The organism is uncultured Microbacterium sp. (assembly GCF_963524805.1).
In the GTDB taxonomy this organism is placed as follows: Bacteria; Actinomycetota; Actinomycetes; order Actinomycetales; family Microbacteriaceae; genus Microbacterium.
In genome coordinates this window covers 264,890-281,968 of sequence record NZ_CAURGG010000001.1, presented here as the reverse complement: position 1 = coordinate 281,968, position 17,079 = coordinate 264,890, and the positions used below count along the sequence as shown (strand labels likewise).

The 17,079-nt window shown below is 69.3% G+C and carries 14 protein-coding genes; 4 read left to right on the top strand and 10 right to left on the bottom strand.

Annotated features, from left to right (window positions below; all coding sequences use genetic code 11):
* Positions 1–43 precede the first annotated feature (43 nt).
* From RWQ91_RS01425 to rplU, 5 genes are all read right to left on the bottom strand, one after another.
* On the bottom strand, positions 44–1,303 hold the full coding sequence (locus RWQ91_RS01425) for a glutamate-5-semialdehyde dehydrogenase (protein WP_314502103.1): 1,260 nt from the start codon (positions 1,301–1,303) through the stop codon (positions 44–46).
* Positions 1,300–2,157 carry a glutamate 5-kinase gene (gene proB, locus RWQ91_RS01420; protein ID WP_314502102.1) on the bottom strand — a complete coding sequence of 286 codons (858 nt, stop codon included), beginning with the start codon at positions 2,155–2,157 and terminating at the stop codon, positions 1,300–1,302. Before proB ends, RWQ91_RS01425 begins: the two co-directional genes overlap by 4 nt.
* Positions 2,154–3,692 (bottom strand): GTPase ObgE, encoded by a 1,539-nt coding sequence (obgE, locus tag RWQ91_RS01415; RefSeq protein WP_314502100.1) that lies wholly within the window; start codon positions 3,690–3,692, stop codon positions 2,154–2,156. Before obgE ends, proB begins: the two co-directional genes overlap by 4 nt.
* A 103-nt stretch (positions 3,693–3,795) precedes the next feature.
* The gene (gene rpmA, locus RWQ91_RS01410; protein WP_091490368.1) at positions 3,796–4,053 is read right to left on the bottom strand and encodes a 50S ribosomal protein L27; all 258 of its coding nucleotides are present in this window, start codon (positions 4,051–4,053) and stop codon (positions 3,796–3,798) included.
* Positions 4,054–4,072: 19 nt separating this feature from the next.
* Entirely contained in the window at positions 4,073–4,381 is a 309-nt protein-coding gene (rplU, locus tag RWQ91_RS01405) for a 50S ribosomal protein L21 (protein WP_314502097.1), read from the bottom strand.
* A 164-nt stretch (positions 4,382–4,545) separates the two neighbouring features.
* Here rplU and RWQ91_RS01400 point away from each other — a divergent pair, with 164 nt between their 5' ends.
* Positions 4,546–4,818 carry a DUF4031 domain-containing protein gene (locus RWQ91_RS01400; RefSeq protein WP_314502095.1) on the top strand — a complete coding sequence of 91 codons (273 nt, stop codon included), beginning with the start codon at positions 4,546–4,548 and terminating at the stop codon, positions 4,816–4,818.
* Positions 4,819–4,834: 16 nt separating this feature from the next.
* Here RWQ91_RS01400 and RWQ91_RS01395 read toward each other — a convergent pair whose 3' ends face one another.
* Positions 4,835–7,030, bottom strand: a complete 2,196-nt coding sequence (locus RWQ91_RS01395) for an Rne/Rng family ribonuclease (protein ID WP_314502093.1) — start codon at positions 7,028–7,030, stop codon at positions 4,835–4,837.
* A gap of 290 nt (positions 7,031–7,320) precedes the next feature.
* Here RWQ91_RS01395 and RWQ91_RS01390 point away from each other — a divergent pair, with 290 nt between their 5' ends.
* On the top strand, positions 7,321–7,923 hold the full coding sequence (locus RWQ91_RS01390) for a vitamin K epoxide reductase family protein (RefSeq protein WP_314502091.1): 603 nt from the start codon (positions 7,321–7,323) through the stop codon (positions 7,921–7,923).
* 4 nt (positions 7,924–7,927) lie between these two features.
* Here the strand turns inward: RWQ91_RS01390 and ndk are convergent, their stop codons facing one another.
* Genes ndk through ileS form a run of 4 tightly spaced genes read right to left on the bottom strand, consistent with a single transcriptional unit; the run spans position 7,928 to position 13,498 of the window.
* On the bottom strand, positions 7,928–8,341 hold the full coding sequence (gene ndk / locus RWQ91_RS01385) for a nucleoside-diphosphate kinase (RefSeq protein WP_314502089.1): 414 nt from the start codon (positions 8,339–8,341) through the stop codon (positions 7,928–7,930).
* Positions 8,342–8,343: 2 nt separating this feature from the next.
* A complete protein-coding gene (locus tag RWQ91_RS01380; RefSeq protein ID WP_314502087.1) occupies positions 8,344–8,757 on the bottom strand; it encodes a DUF4233 domain-containing protein in 414 nt (137 codons plus the stop codon).
* Positions 8,754–10,106 (bottom strand): glutamate ligase domain-containing protein, encoded by a 1,353-nt coding sequence (locus RWQ91_RS01375; RefSeq protein ID WP_314502085.1) that lies wholly within the window; start codon positions 10,104–10,106, stop codon positions 8,754–8,756. Before RWQ91_RS01375 ends, RWQ91_RS01380 begins: the two co-directional genes overlap by 4 nt.
* The gene (gene ileS / locus RWQ91_RS01370; RefSeq protein WP_314502083.1) at positions 10,103–13,498 is read right to left on the bottom strand and encodes an isoleucine--tRNA ligase; all 3,396 of its coding nucleotides are present in this window, start codon (positions 13,496–13,498) and stop codon (positions 10,103–10,105) included. Before ileS ends, RWQ91_RS01375 begins: the two co-directional genes overlap by 4 nt.
* A gap of 247 nt (positions 13,499–13,745) precedes the next feature.
* Between ileS and RWQ91_RS01365 the strand changes: the two genes are divergently transcribed.
* Positions 13,746–14,402 (top strand): pentapeptide repeat-containing protein, encoded by a 657-nt coding sequence (locus tag RWQ91_RS01365; protein WP_314502081.1) that lies wholly within the window; start codon positions 13,746–13,748, stop codon positions 14,400–14,402.
* A 96-nt stretch (positions 14,403–14,498) separates the two neighbouring features.
* Positions 14,499–17,078, top strand: a complete 2,580-nt coding sequence (gene valS / locus RWQ91_RS01360; RefSeq protein ID WP_314502079.1) for a valine--tRNA ligase — start codon at positions 14,499–14,501, stop codon at positions 17,076–17,078.
* The last annotated feature ends 1 nt before the right edge of the window (position 17,079 follow it).

The following is a 17,079-nucleotide window of genomic DNA, read 5'->3' as shown; positions in this document are numbered from 1 at the left end:
GTTCGGGTTCGCGCCGTGGTGCGACGCGCTGTCAGTTTATCGGTCACGGCCGCGTCTGTCCGGAGCCCCGCGCGAGCCACTTCGTACTGGTCAGCTCGGCGAGTCCCATCGGCCCGCGGGCGTGCAGCTTCTGCGTCGAGATCCCGACTTCGGCACCGAAGCCGAATTCCCCGCCGTCGGTGAACCGTGTGGAGGCGTTGACCATGACCACGGCGGAATCGACCTCGGCGAGGAAGCGCTCGGAGTTGGCGGAGTCCTGCGTGATGATCGACTCGGTGTGGTGGGTCGAGTAGCGACGGATGTGCTCGAGCGCCTCGTCGAGGTCGTCGACCACGCGCATCGCGATGTCGAGGCTGAGATACTCCGTGCTCCAGTCCTCTTCGGTCGCGGCGATCACGCCGTCATCCAGCGCGGCGACGGCGGCGTCGCCGTGGACCGTGACGCCCTGATCGCGCAGAGCCGCGACGACGGGGCCGACGAGTCGTTCGGCAGCGTCCCGGTGCACGAGCACCGTTTCGACCGAATTGCACACGCTCGGGCGCTGCACCTTCGCGTTCACGACGATGTCGCGTGCCCACTCCAGTGGGGCCGACTCGTCGAGCACGATGTGGACGACACCGGCGCCGGTCTCGATCACCGGCACCGAGGACTCGGTGACGACGGTCTCGATGAGCTGAGCGCTCCCTCGCGGCACGAGGACGTCCACGACGCCGCGCGCCTGCATGAGCTGCCGGGCACCCTCACGGCCGAATTCGTCGACGGTCTGGATGGCCTCGGGGTCGATTCCCTCGGCCGCGAGCGCGTCGCGCATCGCCCGCACGAGCGCCGCATTCGTCGCCTCGGCCGCCGACCCGCCGCGCAGCACGACCGCATTGCCGGACCGCAGGGCGAGCGCGGCGATGTCGACCGTCACGTTCGGACGTGCTTCGTAGATAGAGCCGACCACGCCGAAGGGCACGCTCACCTTCGTCAGCCGCACCCCGTTGGACAGCGTCCGCTCCTCGAGCACCCGCCCGACCGGGTCGGGCAGGTCGGCGATGTCGCGGACTGCCGCCGCGAGAGCGGCGACGCGCGGAGCATCCAGACGCAGCCGATCCTGCAGCGCGACCGACAGGCCGCCCGAGCGTCCGCGTTCGAGGTCCTCCGCGTTGGCGGCGACGATCTGGTCTGCGGCGGCGGCGATCGCGGCGGCGATCGACCGGAGCGCATCGCGCTTGGCGGAGTCCGAGAGCAGACCGATCGATCGTGACGCGGCCTTCGCGAGCAGCATCCGCTCCCGCGCGCTCGTGACGGTGGTGGTCATCGGCCCAGTGTATCGGCGGACCGCGGCGAGGCCGTCCGGCGGATCGGCCCGGTCACCGGCACGGAGACCGGCTCGGGGTGGGGGTCGAACCACGTGCCGACCGCTTCGCCGCGCAGGGCACGATCGACCAGATCGGCGCTCGTGACGAGGACCCCGATTCCGGATGCGGTGGCCACGCGCGCGGCCGACACCTTGGTGGCCGCTCCCCCGGTGCCCACGCTGTTGACCACGACCGAGCCGAACTCGTATCCGCTGAGGTCGTCGCCGTACGCCACGCGCTCGATGGGTCGAGCGCCGGGCTCGTCGGGGGGTCGGGTGTAGAGGCAGTCGATGTCGCTCAGCAGGATGAGGGCATCGGCGCCGATGAGCTGGGCGACCAGTGCCGCCAGCCGGTCGTTGTCGCCGAACCGGATCTCATGCGTAGCGACGGTGTCGTTCTCGTTCACGATCGGCAGGATGCGCAGGCCGAGAAGTCGTTCCATCGCCCGCCGCGCATTCGAGCGCGGGGTGGGGTTCTCGAGGTCGCCGGCGGTCAGCAGGACCTGGCCCGCGACGATCCGGAACGGTCGCAACGCCTCCTGATAGCGGTAGATCAGCACGTTCTGGCCGACGGCTGCGGCCGCCTGCTGGGTGGCGAGGTCGGTGGGGCGCTCTCCGAGCCTGAGGTACGGCATCCCCGTCGCGATCGCGCCGGAGGAGACGAGCACGACTTCGATGCCGCCCGCGTGAGACTCCACCAGCGCCTCGACGATTGGCTGGATCTTCGCGGAGTTCTCGCCGCTGATCGAGGACGAACCGACCTTCACGACGATCCGTCGCGCGGACGGGATGTCATCCCGCGCGAAACTCGTCACGCCGTCTCCTCGTCCTCGCCGATCTGTGCAGTCTGCTCGGTGCTCTGGCCCGCCTTCGTCGCGATGCGCTCAGCCTCGAGCTCGGCGCGGGCTTCGGCCTTGGCATCCATGCTCGCGTAGTAGCGCTCACGGCGCTGGGACGTGGTCCGGCGCGGGTTCATGTCCAGGCGCGGATCTGTGCCGCGCGGAGCGGTCATCAGTTCGGCGACCGAACCCAGCGAGGGCTGCCAGTCGAACACGACGCCGTCTCCCTCGCCGATCACGACTGTCGAGCCGGGCTGGGCACCCGCCTTGAACAGGCCGTCCTCGACACCGAGCTTCTCCAGGCGATCGGCGAGATACCCCACCGCCTCTTCGTTCTGGAAGTCCGTCTGCTGCACCCAGCGGATCGGCTTGACGCCCAGCACCCGGTAGATGTCGCCGTACGTGCCGCCCTCGACGCGGATCGTGAACTCCCGCTCCGCGCCCTGCGGGCGGATGACGACGCGCTCCACCGCCGGCTTGGCGGCCTCGGCGACGCGGTGCGTGGCGACGACGTCGCCCAGGGCGAAGGTGAGCTGCCGAAGGCCTTCGTGGCTGACGGTCGAGATCTCGAAGACGCGGAAACCGCGGGCCTCGAGGTCGGGACGCACGAGATCTGCCAGATCCCTGCCCTCGGGGACGTCGATCTTGTTCAGGGCGACCAGCTGCGGACGCTCCAGCAATGGCAGCTGACCCTCGGGGACGGGGTAGGCCGCAAGCTCCGCGAGGATCACGTCCAGATCGCTCAGAGGATCCCGGCCAGGCTCGAGTGTCGCGCAGTCCAGGACGTGCACGAGCGCAGTGCAGCGCTCGACATGGCGCAGGAACTCGAGGCCGAGGCCCTTGCCCTGGCTGGCGCCCTCGATGAGTCCGGGGACGTCCGCGACGGTGAACCGCACGTCGCCGGCCTGGACGACGCCCAGGTTGGGGTGCAGTGTCGTGAAGGGGTAGTCCGCGATCTTCGGCCGAGCCGCCGAGATGGCGGCGATGAGGCTCGACTTGCCGGCGGAGGGGAATCCGACCAGGGCGATGTCGGCGACGGTCTTCAGCTCGAGGAGGACATCGCCTTCCCAGCCGGGGGTTCCGAGCAGTGCGAACCCGGGCGCCTTGCGCTTCGGGTTGGCCAGCGTCGCGTTGCCGAGGCCGCCGATCCCACCCGGCGCGACGATGAAGCGCATGCCCGGCTCGATCATGTCGACCAGGGTCTCGCCGGAGACGTCCTTGACCACGGTGCCCACCGGCACGGGGAGCTCGAGGGCTTCGCCCGCCGCCCCGGAGCGGTGGTCGCCCATGCCGAATCCGCCGTTGCCGGCCGACCGGTGCGGCGAGTGATGGTAGGACAGCAGGGTCGTGACGTTGGGATCGGCCACCAGGACGATGTCGCCGCCGTGGCCGCCGTTGCCGCCGTCGGGTCCTGCCAGCGGCTTGAACTTCTCTCGCTTGACCGACACGCACCCGTTGCCGCCCTTACCGGCGGACAGGTGCAGCGTCACTCGGTCGACGAATGTGACCATGCGCTCCCCCTTGCGGATCGTGGTGCGTGATGTGGATCGGAACTGCACGGAGGGGGCGAGCCGAAGCCCGCCCCCTCCGAGAGAAAACTCTGCGTGCGGCGGATTACTCCGCCGGCACCACGATGTTGACGACCTTGCGGCCGCCCTTCGCGCCGAATTCGACGGCACCGGCCTCGAGGGCGAACAGCGTGTCGTCGCCACCGCGGCCGACATTGGCGCCCGGGTGGAAGTGGGTGCCGCGCTGACGGACGATGATCTCGCCGGCGAGAACCTTCTGGCCGCCGAAACGCTTCACGCCGAGGCGCTGTGCGTTGGAGTCACGACCGTTACGGGTGGAGCTTGCGCCCTTTTTGTGTGCCATGTCTGCGTCTCTTCCGTGCTTACTTGATGCCGGTGACCTTGACGCGCGTGAGGTCCTGGCGGTGCCCCTGGCGCTTCTTGTAACCGGTCTTGTTCTTGAACTTCTGGATGACGATCTTCGGGCCGCGCTCCTCGCCGAGGACCTCGGCGGTCACGGTGACCTTCGCGAGCTTGTCGGCGTCCGTCGTGACGGCGTCGCCGTCGACGAGCAGGACGGCGGGAAGCTCGATCTTGTCGCCGATCTTCGCGGACTGGCGGTCGAGGACGACGATCGTGCCGACCTCCACCTTCTCCTGCCGGCCACCGGCGCGCACAACTGCGTAGACCACTTCATACCTGTTTCTTCGGGGAGCGCGCGGCTCCGGATGCCTGAGCAAAGATGCGGTGCGGAGCAGAAATGTCGTCAACGCACCAAAGGAATACTTTACCGGATGCCGACCCCACACGCAAAAGCGCCGGAGCCGGTGCCGCTCCCCCTGCGTAGGATCGGCTCGTGGCGATCCTGATCGACGATCCGCGCTGGCCGGCGCACGGTCGGCTGTGGGCGCATCTGGTGAGCGATGACAGCCTGGACGAGCTGCACGCGTTCGCCGCTGCCAACGGCATCCCGCGCCGAGGTTTCGACCGGGACCACTACGACGTTCCGGACGAGGCGCACGCGCGGCTGGTGGCGGCCGGCGCCCGGCACGTCGACGGCCGCACGCTGGTTCGCGCACTCATCGCCTCGGGGCTGCGCATCACGGCCCGTCAGCGGCGCGGGCGCTGACGGGCCGCTGACGCTCTCAGTCCTCCGACGGCGCGTGCGAGATGGGCGTCCCCGTGAGAGCCGCGGTGGTCACGCGACGCCGTGAGCGTCCCTGTCCGGGCGCCTTGGGCTCCGGCAGCGCGCTCAGCACGGAATCCAGCAGTGCGTCCTTCTCGGTGCGCGGAGCCTGGCTCCCGGTGTCCTGACGCTTCTTGCGCTGCTTCTTCGGGCGCTCCACGGCCACGACTTCGACCGGCGCCGTCACGGGCGCGGCCTCCTCTTCGTGATGCGAGTGGATCGTCGAGGCGGCGATCTGCGCGAGGGCGGACTTGACGCCCTCGGTGATGACGTGCGTGCCGCCGGTGCTGCCGTTGGCGGTCGGGGCAGCCGCACGCGGCCGGCGTCCCGGAGGCTGGCCGTTGCCGATGGGCGCCCGGTGCTTGACGACGGGGTCGTGGTGCACGATGACCCCGCGACCGGCGCAGACCTCGCAGGCCTCGCTGAAGGTCTCCAGAAGCCCGAGTCCGAGCTTCTTGCGCGTCATCTGGACCAGTCCGAGCGAGGTGACCTCGGCGACCTGGTGCTTGGTGCGGTCGCGACTGAGGCACTCGACGAGCCGGCGCAGCACGAGGTCGCGGTTGGACTCGAGCACCATGTCGATGAAGTCCACCACGATGATCCCGCCGATGTCGCGCAGGCGCAGCTGGCGCACGATCTCCTCGGCCGCCTCGAGGTTGTTCTTGGTGACCGTCTCTTCGAGGTTGCCGCCCGTGCCGACGAACTTGCCGGTGTTGACGTCCACGACGGTCATCGCCTCGGTGCGATCGATCACGAGCGAACCGCCGGACGGAAGCCACACCTTGCGGTCCAGCGCCTTCTCGATCTGCTCGGTCACCCGGAACGCGTCGAACGGATCGGCATCGCCCTCGTAGACCACGACGCGGTCCAGCAGGTCGGGCGCCACGCTCTCGAGATACGCGGTGATCGTCTGGTGCGCGTCCTCCCCCTGGATGAGCATCTTGGTGAAGTCCTCGTTGAAGACATCGCGGACGATCTTTACCAGGAGGTCGGGCTCGGAGTGCAGCAGTGCGGGCGCCTGGATGGACTCGACCTGCCGGCTGATGTGCTCCCACTGGGTGGTGAGTCGCTGCACATCGAGCGTCAGCTGATCCTCGGTGGCGCCCTCGGCCGCGGTGCGCACGATGACGCCGGATGATTCCGGCAGCACCTCCTTGAGGATCTTCTTCAGGCGCGCGCGCTCGGTGTCGGGCAGTTTGCGGGAGATGCCGTTCATCGCGCCGCCGGGCACGTACACGAGGTAGCGGCCGGGCAGGGAGATCTGGCTCGTCAGGCGGGCGCCCTTGTGTCCCACCGGGTCCTTCGTGACCTGGACCAGCACGCGGTCGCCGCTCTTGAGGGCCAGCTCGATGCGGCGCGGCTGGTTGCCCGTCTCGACGGCGTCCCAGTCGACCTCACCCGAGTAGAGCACCGCGTTGCGACCGCGGCCGATATCGACGAAGGCGGCCTCCATGCTGGGGAGGACGTTCTGCACGCGACCGAGGTAGACGTTGCCGATCAGGGAGGCGTCCTGGTTGCGGGCCACGTAGTGCTCGACCAGCACGTTGTCCTCGAGGACGGCGATCTGGATGCGCCCGTTCTTGGAGCGGACGATCATCTCCCGATCGACGGCTTCGCGGCGAGCGAGGAACTCCGCCTCGGTGACGACCGCACGGCGGCGCCCGGCCTCTCGGCCGTCGCGGCGACGCTGCTTCTTGGCCTCCAGGCGGGTCGAGCCCTTGATGCGCTGCGGCTCCGTGATCAGCTCCACGGCGCGCGGGCGCGGCTGCTGCTGCTGGGGGGCCTCGGCCGGTCCGGCCGCCTCGTCGCGCCCCTCGCCCGTCCGGCGACGGTTGCGACGTCGCGCGCTGGTCGAGGACGCCGGGTCGGCGGGCCCGTCCAGCTCGGGAAGCGGGGGAAGCGCGGCAGCCTGCGGAGGCGCGTAGAAGAAGAGCTGGGTGGACACGGCCGAGACGAACACCTCGGGCAGCAGTCCCAGGTCCACGGCCGACTTGGGCGCATCATCGTCCTCGGCGGGCGGATCCTCGACGGTGAGTTCGCCGGGGGGCGCCTCGCCGGCGGGCGGCTCGGGCGACTCGGGCGCGGGAGCGCTGGTGGCTACCGGGCCTTCTGCTGCGTCGCGTGGTTCGAGGTGTGCATCATTCTCATCGGCCATCACTGGCGTACTCCCTGCGGACGACACCGCGCGTCGTCCGGCGAAATCTCGTGCGGTGCCGCACCTGCGGTGCCGCGTACTCGTTCGGTCTGCAGCCGGCCCGTGGCTCGTGCTGCGAAGGGCGCTCATCGCCCGAAGTCATCTGGGTGACGCTGTGGCGGCGCGGCCGCGAAGCGTCGTGGACCATTATCGCACTTTCGACGCGGGAATGCGCGGATGCCGTCCCGGTTCGGTTTTCGGCGGTTCGCGCGCGCGGCAACCGCTCAGGCCCCGGTGCCATAATCCGAGGCATGACGCCGCCTTCGACCCGCACCCGACCGACGGCTCTTGCGGTGTGGCTCATCGTCGCCGGTGCGATCGGCTGGTGGGCGGCGTTCTCGCTCACGATCGAGCGGTTGCACCTGCTCGCCGACCCCGACGCGATCCTCGGGTGCGACATCAGTCCGCTGGTGCAGTGCGGCAAGAACCTGACGTCGTGGCAGGGCGCGCTGCTGGGGTTTCCCAACCCGATCCTGGGTCTGACCGGCTGGATGGCGCCGGTCGTCGTCGGAGTCGCGATCCTCGCGGGCGCGCGATTCGCGCGCTGGTTCTGGTGGCTCTTCGCCGCCGGTGTCACTCTGGCATTCGTCTTCGTGCTCTGGCTGATCGGCCAGAGCATCTTCGTGCTCGGAACCCTGTGCCCCTGGTGCATGGTCACCTGGGTCGTCACGATCCCGACCTTCTACGTCGTGACACTGCACGTGCTAAGCACCGGCATCGTGCCCGCCCCGCGCGGCATCCGTCACGGCGCCGACCGGCTGATGGGCTGGGTGCCGCTGCTGGCGGTGGTCAGCTACGCCGTCATCGCGATCATCGCCCAGCTGCGGCTGGACGTGCTCGGCTCGGTGTTCTGAGCGCTCAGAACCAGATCTCGAGCTCGCGGGCGGCCGACTCCGTGCTGTCCGACCCATGAACGAGGTTCTGCTGGACCTTCAGACCCCAGTCGCGACCGAGATCTCCGCGGATCGTTCCGGGCGCGGCGGTCGTCGGGTCGGTGGTCCCGGCCAGCGAGCGGAAGCCCTCGATCACGCGGTTGCCCGCGAGTCGGATCGCGACGGACGGCCCCGACATCATGAACTCCAGCAGCGGCTCGTAGAACGGCTTGCCCTCGTGCTCGGCGTAGTGGCGCTCGAGCGTCTCGCGGTCCGGCTCGACGAGGCGGATGTCGACGAGCGAGTACCCCTTGGCCTCGATGCGGGCCAGGATCGCGCCGGTCAATCCGCGTGCGACGCCGTCGGGCTTCACGAGCACAAGGGTCTCTTCGGTGGCCATGGTCAGTCTCCGTTCGCCGTGTCGGCTTCGGCCGCGAGTCGCGCGTTGCGCGCGTCGAGCGAAGCCCCCTTGATCGTCGCATACGCCCACATGCCACCGAAAACCAGCGCGATGAAGAACAGCGCAGGGACGAAGAAGCCGCCGAGAGCGACGATCACCTGCAGGACCCAGCCGAGGATGATCCCCCAGCGGTAGCGCAGCACGCGGGCCGTCAGCACCATCGCCACGGCGACCACCGTCCCGGCGACGATCCCCCACCAGGGCGGGATCGGCTCGGGCAGGGCCTTGAGTCCGAAGATGGCCAGGCCCCCCAGGAAGACGATCACGGACTCGAACGCCAGGACGATGGAGCCGAGGGATTCGGCTGCGCCTCGCGCCCGCCGCGGACGCGGAGCGTCGGCGGTCTGAGCGGTCACTGCGACCACCCGGCCTTCCAGTCCTCGTCGGCGGCGAGACCGACGGCTTCGCCGGCCAGTACGACCGAGCCGGCGATGACCACGGCACGTCGATCGGATGCCGCCGCCCACGCGCGCGCTCCCTCCGCAGCGTCGGCCACACCGGCGTGCACTGTCACGGGCAGCCCCACCGCTTCGGCGAGGTCGGCGATCCGGTCCGCGTCCTCGGCACGCTCGGAGTCGGGTGCGGTGGCGAAGACATGTGCGGCGATCGGGGCCAGCTCGCGCACGATTCCGGCGGCGTCCTTGTCCGCGAGCACTCCGAGCACCACTCCCCACTCGTCGAAATCGAAGGACGCGCCCAGGGCCGCCGTCAGCGCGTGAGCGCCGTGCGGGTTGTGCGCGGCATCCACGATCACCGTCGGGTTCACGCCGACCAGCTGCATCCGCCCCGGCGAGCTGGACTGCGCGAGTCCTTCTGCCATGATCTGGCCCGTGATGGGCTGCGTCCCGCCGCCGATGAGCGACTCCACAGCCGCGATCGCGAGCGCGGCATTCTGGGCCTGGTGGGCGCCGAAGAGGGGCAGGTACTCGTCCTCGTACGCCGCGGCGAGGCCTCGCACCGAGATCAGCTGCCCGCCGACCGCCAGCCGAGCGTCGGTGAGGGCGAACTCTTCGCCCTCGAAGCCGATGCTCGCGTCGCGCGCCGCGGCGGCCGCGCGCAGCACTGCGGCGGCGGCGGGAGACTGCCGCGCCGATACGACGGCAGCACCGGTCTTGATGATTCCGGATTTCACCTCCGCGATCTCGCGGACCGTCTCGCCGAGCCGGTCGGCGTGGTCGATGTCGATCGGCGCGAACACCGCGACGTCGCCGTCGGCGGTGTTCGTGGAGTCCCACGAGCCGCCCATGCCGACCTCGAGCACGAGCACGTCGATCGGCGCATCGGCGAACGCGACGAAAGCCAGCACGGTGAGTAGCTCGAAGAACGTCAGCGGTGCGTCATCGGCCGCAGCCAGCTCAGCGTCGACGAGATCGACGAACGGCGTGATCTCGTCCCAGGCATCGGCGACTGCCGCATCCGCGACGGGCTCGCCGTCGATCATGATCCGCTCGGTGAAGCGCTCCAGGTGGGGGCTCGTGAACAGTCCGGTCCGCAGGCCGTGCGCGCGGATCAGGCTCTCGATGATCCTGCTCGTCGAGGTCTTGCCGTTCGTGCCCGTGACGTGGACCACGCGATAGGTGCGCTGGGGATCGTCGAGCAGCTCGAGGACCCGGCGGGTGCGCTCCACGCGGGGCTGCACCCAGCTCTCGCCCTGCCGCTCCAGCAGCGCGGCGTACACGGCGTCGGCACGGCTGCGATCGCTCATGCTGCGACCTCATCCTGTGCGGCCAGGCGCGTCACGGCGACGGTGAACTCGCCCGCGTTCGCGAACGTGCCCGCCGGGAACCGCGCCGTGTGATCCGGCGAGGCGTCGCTCTTGGATGCCGCGCGGCTGCTCGCAGCCAGCGTCTCGCCACCGGCGTCGGCCACCACGTATTCGGTCGCAAGAGTCTCGCCCGCGACGTCCGCGACGCCGAAGGCCGAGACGACCGCCGCGCCGTCCTGCGCCGACTGGAACGTCAGATCGAGCCGGATGCGATCGCTCACGTCGAAGCCGGCCGCCTTGCGGGTGTCCTGCACGGCGCGGATGACGTCGCGTGCAAGCCCTTCGGCCTCCAGCTCGGGCGTCGAGGTGGTCTCCAGCAGCACGAAGCCTCCGCTCGGAAGCACGGCGAGCGCTTCTCCTTCCGGGCGGCCCTTCGTCTCGAGCACGAGGTCGTACTCCCCCGGTTCCAGTGTGATCGCCCCGGCGGTCACCACGCCCTCGGTCTCTGACCAGTCGCCGGCGCGGGCGGCCTGGATCGCCTGCTGCACCTGCTTGCCCAGACGGGGCCCCGCGGCCCGCGCGTTCACGGAAAGCCGGTGCGAGATGCCGTACGACTCCGCGGTGTCCTGCTGCAGGTCGACGAGCTCGACGGCCTTGACGTTGAGCTCTTCGCGCAGGATGTCCTCGAACTGCGCGAGCGCTGCGGCATCGGCCACCACCACCGACAGGCGCGCCAGCGGAAGCCGCACCCGCTTGCCTTCGCGCTTTCGCAGGGCGTTGGCGACGGAGGACACCTCCCGGACGGCATCCATCGCCGAGCGGATGTCGTCCGCGGCCGGGAACGCGTCGGCGTCCGGCCAGTCCTGCAGGTGCACGCTGCGGCCCCCGGTCAGCCCCTGCCACACGCGCTCGCTCACGAGCGGGATGAGCGGTGCGGCGACCCGCGTCAGCGTCTCCAGCACGGTGAAGAGCGTGTCGAAGGCTTCGCGGCTGGCGGGATCGGCGCTCACGCCCACCCAGAAGCGGTCCCGCGAGCGGCGGATGTACCAATTGGTCAGCGCCTCGCCGAAATCGCGCAGTCTCGCCGCGGCCGTGGTCGAATCCAGCGCGTCGAGGTCGGAGGCGACATCGCGAACCAGGTCACCGGTGCGCGCGAGGATGTAGCGGTCCAGGACGTCGGTCGAGTCGGTGCGCCACGTCGCCTCGTACCCCGTTCCCGCCTGGCCTTCGGCGGCGTTCGCATACGTGGAGAAGAAGTACCAGGCGTTCCACAGCGGAAGCAGGAACTCGCGCACGCCCTGACGGATGCCCTCTTCGGTGACGACGAGGTTCCCGCCGCGCAGCACGGAGCTGCCCATGAGGAACCAGCGCATCGCGTCGGATCCGTCCCTGTCGAAGACCTCGCTGACGTCGGGGTAGTTGCGCAGCGACTTGGACATCTTCTGCCCGTCGCTGCCCAGCACGATGCCGTGACAGCTCACGCCCGTGAAGGCCGGACGGTCGAACAGGGCGGTCGAGAGCACGTGCATGACGTAGAACCAGCCGCGCGTCTGGCCGATGTACTCCACGATGAAATCCGCCGGGGAGTGCTCGTCGAACCACTCGTGGTTCTCGAACGGGTAGTGCACCTGCGCGTACGGCATCGATGCGGAATCGAACCAGACGTCCAGGACGTCCTCGATGCGGCGCATCGTGCTGCGTCCGGTGGGATCGTCGGGGTTCGGGCGCGTGAGCTCGTCGATGTAGGGCCGGTGCAGATCCACCTCGCCCGAGGAGTTGCGCGGCAGCCGGCCGAAGTCCTGCTCGAGCTCTGCGAGCGAGCCGTACGCATCGACCCGCGGGTATCCCGGATCGTCGCTGCGCCACACCGGGATCGGCGAGCCCCAGTAGCGGTTGCGGCTGATCGACCAGTCGCGCGCGCCCTCGAGCCACTTCCCGAACTGCCCGTGCTTGACGTTCTCGGGCACCCACGTGATCTGCTCGTTGTTCTCGATCAGGCGATCCTTGATCTCGGTCACCCGCACGAACCAGCTCGAGACGGCCTTGTAGATCAGCGGATTGCGGCAGCGCCAGCAGTGGGGGTAGGAGTGCTCGTAGCTGGCCAGCCGCAGCAGGCGCCCGTCCTGGCGCAGGATCCGGATGAGCGGCGTGTTCGCGTCCATCCACAGCTCGCCCGCGACATCGGTCACAGCCGGAAGGAAACGGCCGCCGTCGTCCAGGCTCAGGATCGTCGGGATGCCGGCCGATTCGGCCACCCGCTGGTCATCCTCGCCATAGGCCGGAGCCTGGTGGACGATTCCAGTGCCGTCGCTGGTGGTCACGTAGTCGTCGACGAGGATGCGCCATGCATTCTCGGTGCCCCACGCCTCCGTGTCGGCGTAGTAGTCGAAGAGGCGGTCGTAGTGCACGTCCTCGAGGTCGGCGCCGGTGTGCACGGCCTGCACGGCGGCCGCGGCATCCGCAGACTCTGCGTACCCGAGGTCCTTCGCGTAGTTCGCCAGCAGGTCCTCGGCCAGCAGATAGCGGTGCGATTCCGCCTCCGCGTACTCGTCGCTGCGTCCGTCGGGGCCGTGGTGCACGTCGGCGGATCCCAGCGGACCGCCGGGAACGACGACGTAGCGGATGCCGGGGCCGACGGCCAGCGCCAGGTTCGTCGGCAGGGTCCACGGCGTCGTGGTCCACGCCAGGGCGCGCACGCCCGTGAGCCCGAGGGCCTCGGCCTTGAGTCCGACCAGCGGGAAGGTCACGGTGACGGACGGGTCCTGACGCATCTTGTAGACGTCGTCGTCCATGCGCAGTTCGTGCGTGGACAGCGGCGTCTGGTCGCGCCAGCAGTAGGGCAGCACCCGGTAGCCCTCGTACGCGAGACCCTTGTCGTAGAGGGTCTTGAACGCCCACAGGACGCTCTCCATGTAGCCGGTGTCGAGCGTCTTGTAGCCACGCTCGAAGTCGACCCAGCGCGCCTGGCGGGTGACGTAGTCCTCCCACTCGTGGGTATAGGCCAGCACCGATTCGCGCGCTTTGGCGTTGAAGGTCGCGACGCCCATCCGCTCGATCTCGTCCTTCTCGGTGATCCCGAGCTGCTTCATCGCCTCGAGCTCGGCCGGAAGGCCATGCGTGTCCCATCCGAACACCCGGTCCACGCGCTTTCCGCGCATGGTCTGGAAGCGCGGGAACAGGTCCTTCGCGTAACCGGTCAGCAGGTGCCCGTAATGCGGGAGCCCGTTCGCGAACGGGGGGCCGTCGTAGAAGACCCACTCCTCGGCGCCGTCGCGGTTCGCGATGGAGGCGCGGAAGGTGTCATCGGCGTTCCAGAAGTCGATGACCTCGCGCTCGATCGCGGGGAACCGAGGGCTCGGCGGGACGTCGGGTCCGGTCTTGGGATAGGTCATGTCACTCCAGCAGGTCGCGATGCTTCCGTGCTGGGACGACCCTCCCGAACGGGAGAACCGCGGTACCACCCCGCGTTGCACCGGTCCTGATGACCCGGCACCCCTTTCACTGCGGCTGTGACGGGCCTGCCCCGTCCGGTTCTACTGGGGGCTCGCGCCCTGTTCTTCCGGAAGCTCCCCGGTGATGCCGGATCGATGCTCGTCCTCCGATTCTACCCGCATCGGTCACGGACCGTACCGTGGGGGGATGGCCCGCTCCGCTTCCCCGCTCGCGCCCCGCGTCTCGCCCCCCGATCTGCCGCCTCGGCTCGAAGACGGCCAGCCGCTCTCCCGCGATGGGGACTACTTCCAGCTGCACTGGAGCGACCTGGAGCCGGTGACGGATGCCGCTCACGCGACGATCACGGAGTGCCGGCTCTCCGGCGCCGCGCTCGACCGGCTCGATCTGAGCGGCGCGTCACTCGTGGACGTGGAGCTGTCCGACCTGCGGGCGACGACGGTCACTGCGCGCGCGTCGCGGTGGCGTCGTGTGCGGGCGACCGGCGGCCGGATCGGCACCCTGGACCTCGCCGACGCTGATCTGGACGAAGTCGAGCTTCGCGGAGTGCGCATCGACTATCTGTCCTTGGCCGGCGGGCGCATCACCGATCTGCTGGTCGCCGACTGCGTGATCGGCTCGCTGGACCTGCCGCAGGCCGGCGTGATGCGCACCGCGTTCTCCGCCAGCAGGGCGCAGGAAGTCGACACCCGGGGCCTCCGGGCCAAGGATCTGGACCTGCGCGGTCTGGACGCGCTCTCGTTCCTGGACGCCGGCTCGCTGCGCGGAGCGACCCTCTCCTCGCGTCAGATCGAGGACCTCGCCCCCGCGCTGGCGGCTGCGGCCGGCATCCACGTCGTGGATTGACGCCCTCGCGCTCGGCGATCCGCGCGGTAGAATCGGTGGACATCCCACACTCAGGCACGCTCACACAGTGCCGCACATATCGCACAGGAGATCTCCATGGCCGACGCCCTCATTCCCGACAAGCCCGCGCTGGAAGGTCTCGAAACCAAGTGGGATGCCGCCTGGCAGCAACAGGGAACGTACCTGTTCGATCGCCTGCGCGCGGCGCAGCGCGGCCGTGCCGGGGTGTACTCGGTCGACACTCCCCCGCCGACCGCCTCGGGGTCGCTGCACATCGGGCATGTCTTCAGCTACACGCACACCGACGTGCGGGTGCGCTTCGAGCGCATGCGGGGCAAGACCGTGTTCTACCCGATGGGGTGGGATGACAACGGCCTTCCCACCGAGCGCCGCGTGCAGAACTACTACGGCGTGCGCTGCGATCCGTCGCTTCCCTACGACAGCGAGTTCGCGCCCCCGTTCGAGGGCGGCGAGAACAAGTCGAGCAAGGCCGCCGACCAGATCCCGATCAGCCGCCGCAACTTCATCGAGCTGTGCGAGTCGCTGACTCTCGAGGACGAGAAGCATTTCGAGTCGCTGTTCCGCCAGCTGGGGCTGAGTGTGGACTGGACCCAGACCTACCGCACCATCTCGGATGACACGATCCGCACCAGCCAGCTGGCGTTCCTGCGCAACCTCGATCGCGGGGAGGCGTATCAGGCGCTCGCCCCGACGCTGTGGGACATCGACTTCCGCTCGGCGATCGCGCAGGCCGAACTCGAGGATCGGGAGCAGCCCGCCGCGTATCACCGGGTCGCCTTCCACAAGACCGACGGCACGGGTGACGTCCACATCGAGACGACGCGTCCGGAACTGCTGGCCGCGTGCGTCGCCCTGGTCGCCCACCCCGACGACGAGCGCTATCAGCCGCTGTTCGGATCGACCGTGCGCACGCCGCTCTTCGACGTCGAGGTGCCCGTGCTCGCGCACCCGCTCGCGCAGAAGGACAAGGGCTCGGGCATCGCGATGATCTGCACGTTCGGCGATGTGACCGACATCATCTGGTGGCGTGAGCTGGACCTGCCCAACCGCACGATCCTCGGAAAGGACGGCCGGGTCCTCCCGGACGCCCCCGATGTGATCGTGACGCATGCCGCCCGCGCGGCCTACTCGGAGATCACGGGCAAGACCGTCTTCAGCGCGAAGAAGGTCATCGTCGATCTGCTGCGGGCGTCGGGCGAGCTGGAGGGCGAGCCCAAGCCCTTCACCCACGCGGTGAAGTTCTACGAGAAGGGCGATCGACCGCTCGAGATCGTCTCGACGCGTCAGTGGTACGTGCGGAACGGGGCACGTGACGCCGAACTGCGCGAGAAGCTGCTCGACCTCGGCAGCGAGATGTCGTGGCACCCCGATTTCATGCGGGTCCGCTACGAGAACTGGGTCGGCGGCCTGACCGGCGACTGGCTGGTCTCCCGCCAGCGCTTCTTCGGGGTGCCGATCCCGGTGTGGTACGGCCTCGATGAGAACGGCGAGCGGGACTTCGACGTCGTGATCACGCCAGAGGCGGCACGTCTCCCGGTGGACCCGACGATCGACGTCCCCCCCGGCTATACGGCGGATCAGCGGGGCATCCCGGGCGGGTTCGAGGGAGAGCAGGACATCTTCGACACCTGGGCGACATCCTCGCTCACCCCACAGCTCGCCGGCGGCTGGGAACGCGACCACGAGCTGTGGAACCTCGTCGCCCCGTTCGACCTGCGCCCCCAGGGGCAGGACATCATCCGCACCTGGCTCTTCTCGACGATGCTGCGCAGCGCCCTGGAAGATGATCGCGCGCCATGGACGGACGCCGCGATCTCCGGATTCATCGTCGACCCGGACCGCAAGAAGATGTCCAAGTCCAAGGGCAATGTCGTCACCCCCGCCGACATCCTCGATCAGCACGGCACGGATGCCGTCCGCTACTGGTCGGCCAGCAGCAGGCTGGGAGCCGATGCCGCCTTCGATCCGCAGAACCCCACGCAGGTCAAGATCGGCCGTCGCCTGGCGATCAAGGTGCTCAACGCCGCGAAGTTCGTGCTGTCCTTCCCGGTGCCCGAGGGCGCCACGATCACTCACGCCCTCGATGCGTCCATGCTCGCCGGCCTCGACGGCGTGGTGCGCGAGGCCACCAAGGCCTTCGAGGCGTACGACCATGCCCGCGCGCTGGAGCTGACCGAGTCCTTCTTCTGGACGTTCTGCGACGACTACCTGGAGTTGGTGAAGGAGCGCGCATACGATCGCGCGGATGTCGGGCAGGCTTCGGCGGCCCTCGCGCTGCGCACGGCTCTGGCCACCTTGCTGCGCCTGTTCGCCCCGGTGCTCGCGTTCGCGGCCGAGGAGGCGTGGTCCTGGTTCAACGACGGCTCCGTGCACACCACGGACTGGCCCGAACCGCTCGGCATCGACGGCGATCCTGCGGTGCTGCGCGCGGTCGGGGCCGCCCTCATCAGCATCCGTCGGGCCAAGACCGAGGCGAAGGCATCGCAGAAGACACCGGTCACCCGCATGACGATCGCTGCGCCGGCGGCATCCATCGCCCTGCTTCAGCTCGCTGAGGGCGACCTCAAAGCCGTCGGCCGCATCGATGAGATCATCTACACGGATGCCGAGACCATCGAGGTCTCGGGCATCGAACTGGCACCACAGGAGGCGTGAC

Excerpts from the sequence above, each read along its gene's own strand:
- valS (WP_314502079.1), top strand. The coding sequence starts at position 14,499 with ATGGCCGACGCCCTCATTCCCGACAAGCCCGCGCTGGAAGGTCTCGAA.
- RWQ91_RS01390 (WP_314502091.1), top strand. The coding sequence starts at position 7,321 with ATGACGCCGCCTTCGACCCGCACCCGACCGACGGCTCTTGCGGTGTGG.
- ndk (WP_314502089.1), bottom strand. The coding sequence starts at position 8,341 with ATGGCCACCGAAGAGACCCTTGTGCTCGTGAAGCCCGACGGCGTCGCA.
- RWQ91_RS01375 (WP_314502085.1), bottom strand. The coding sequence starts at position 10,106 with ATGAGCGATCGCAGCCGTGCCGACGCCGTGTACGCCGCGCTGCTGGAG.
- obgE (WP_314502100.1), bottom strand. The coding sequence starts at position 3,692 with ATGGTCACATTCGTCGACCGAGTGACGCTGCACCTGTCCGCCGGTAAG.
- RWQ91_RS01365 (WP_314502081.1), top strand. The coding sequence starts at position 13,746 with ATGGCCCGCTCCGCTTCCCCGCTCGCGCCCCGCGTCTCGCCCCCCGAT.
- ileS (WP_314502083.1), bottom strand. The coding sequence starts at position 13,498 with ATGACCTATCCCAAGACCGGACCCGACGTCCCGCCGAGCCCTCGGTTC.
- rpmA (WP_091490368.1), bottom strand. The coding sequence starts at position 4,053 with ATGGCACACAAAAAGGGCGCAAGCTCCACCCGTAACGGTCGTGACTCC.
- RWQ91_RS01425 (WP_314502103.1), bottom strand. The coding sequence starts at position 1,303 with ATGACCACCACCGTCACGAGCGCGCGGGAGCGGATGCTGCTCGCGAAG.
- RWQ91_RS01395 (WP_314502093.1), bottom strand. The coding sequence starts at position 7,030 with ATGGCCGATGAGAATGATGCACACCTCGAACCACGCGACGCAGCAGAA.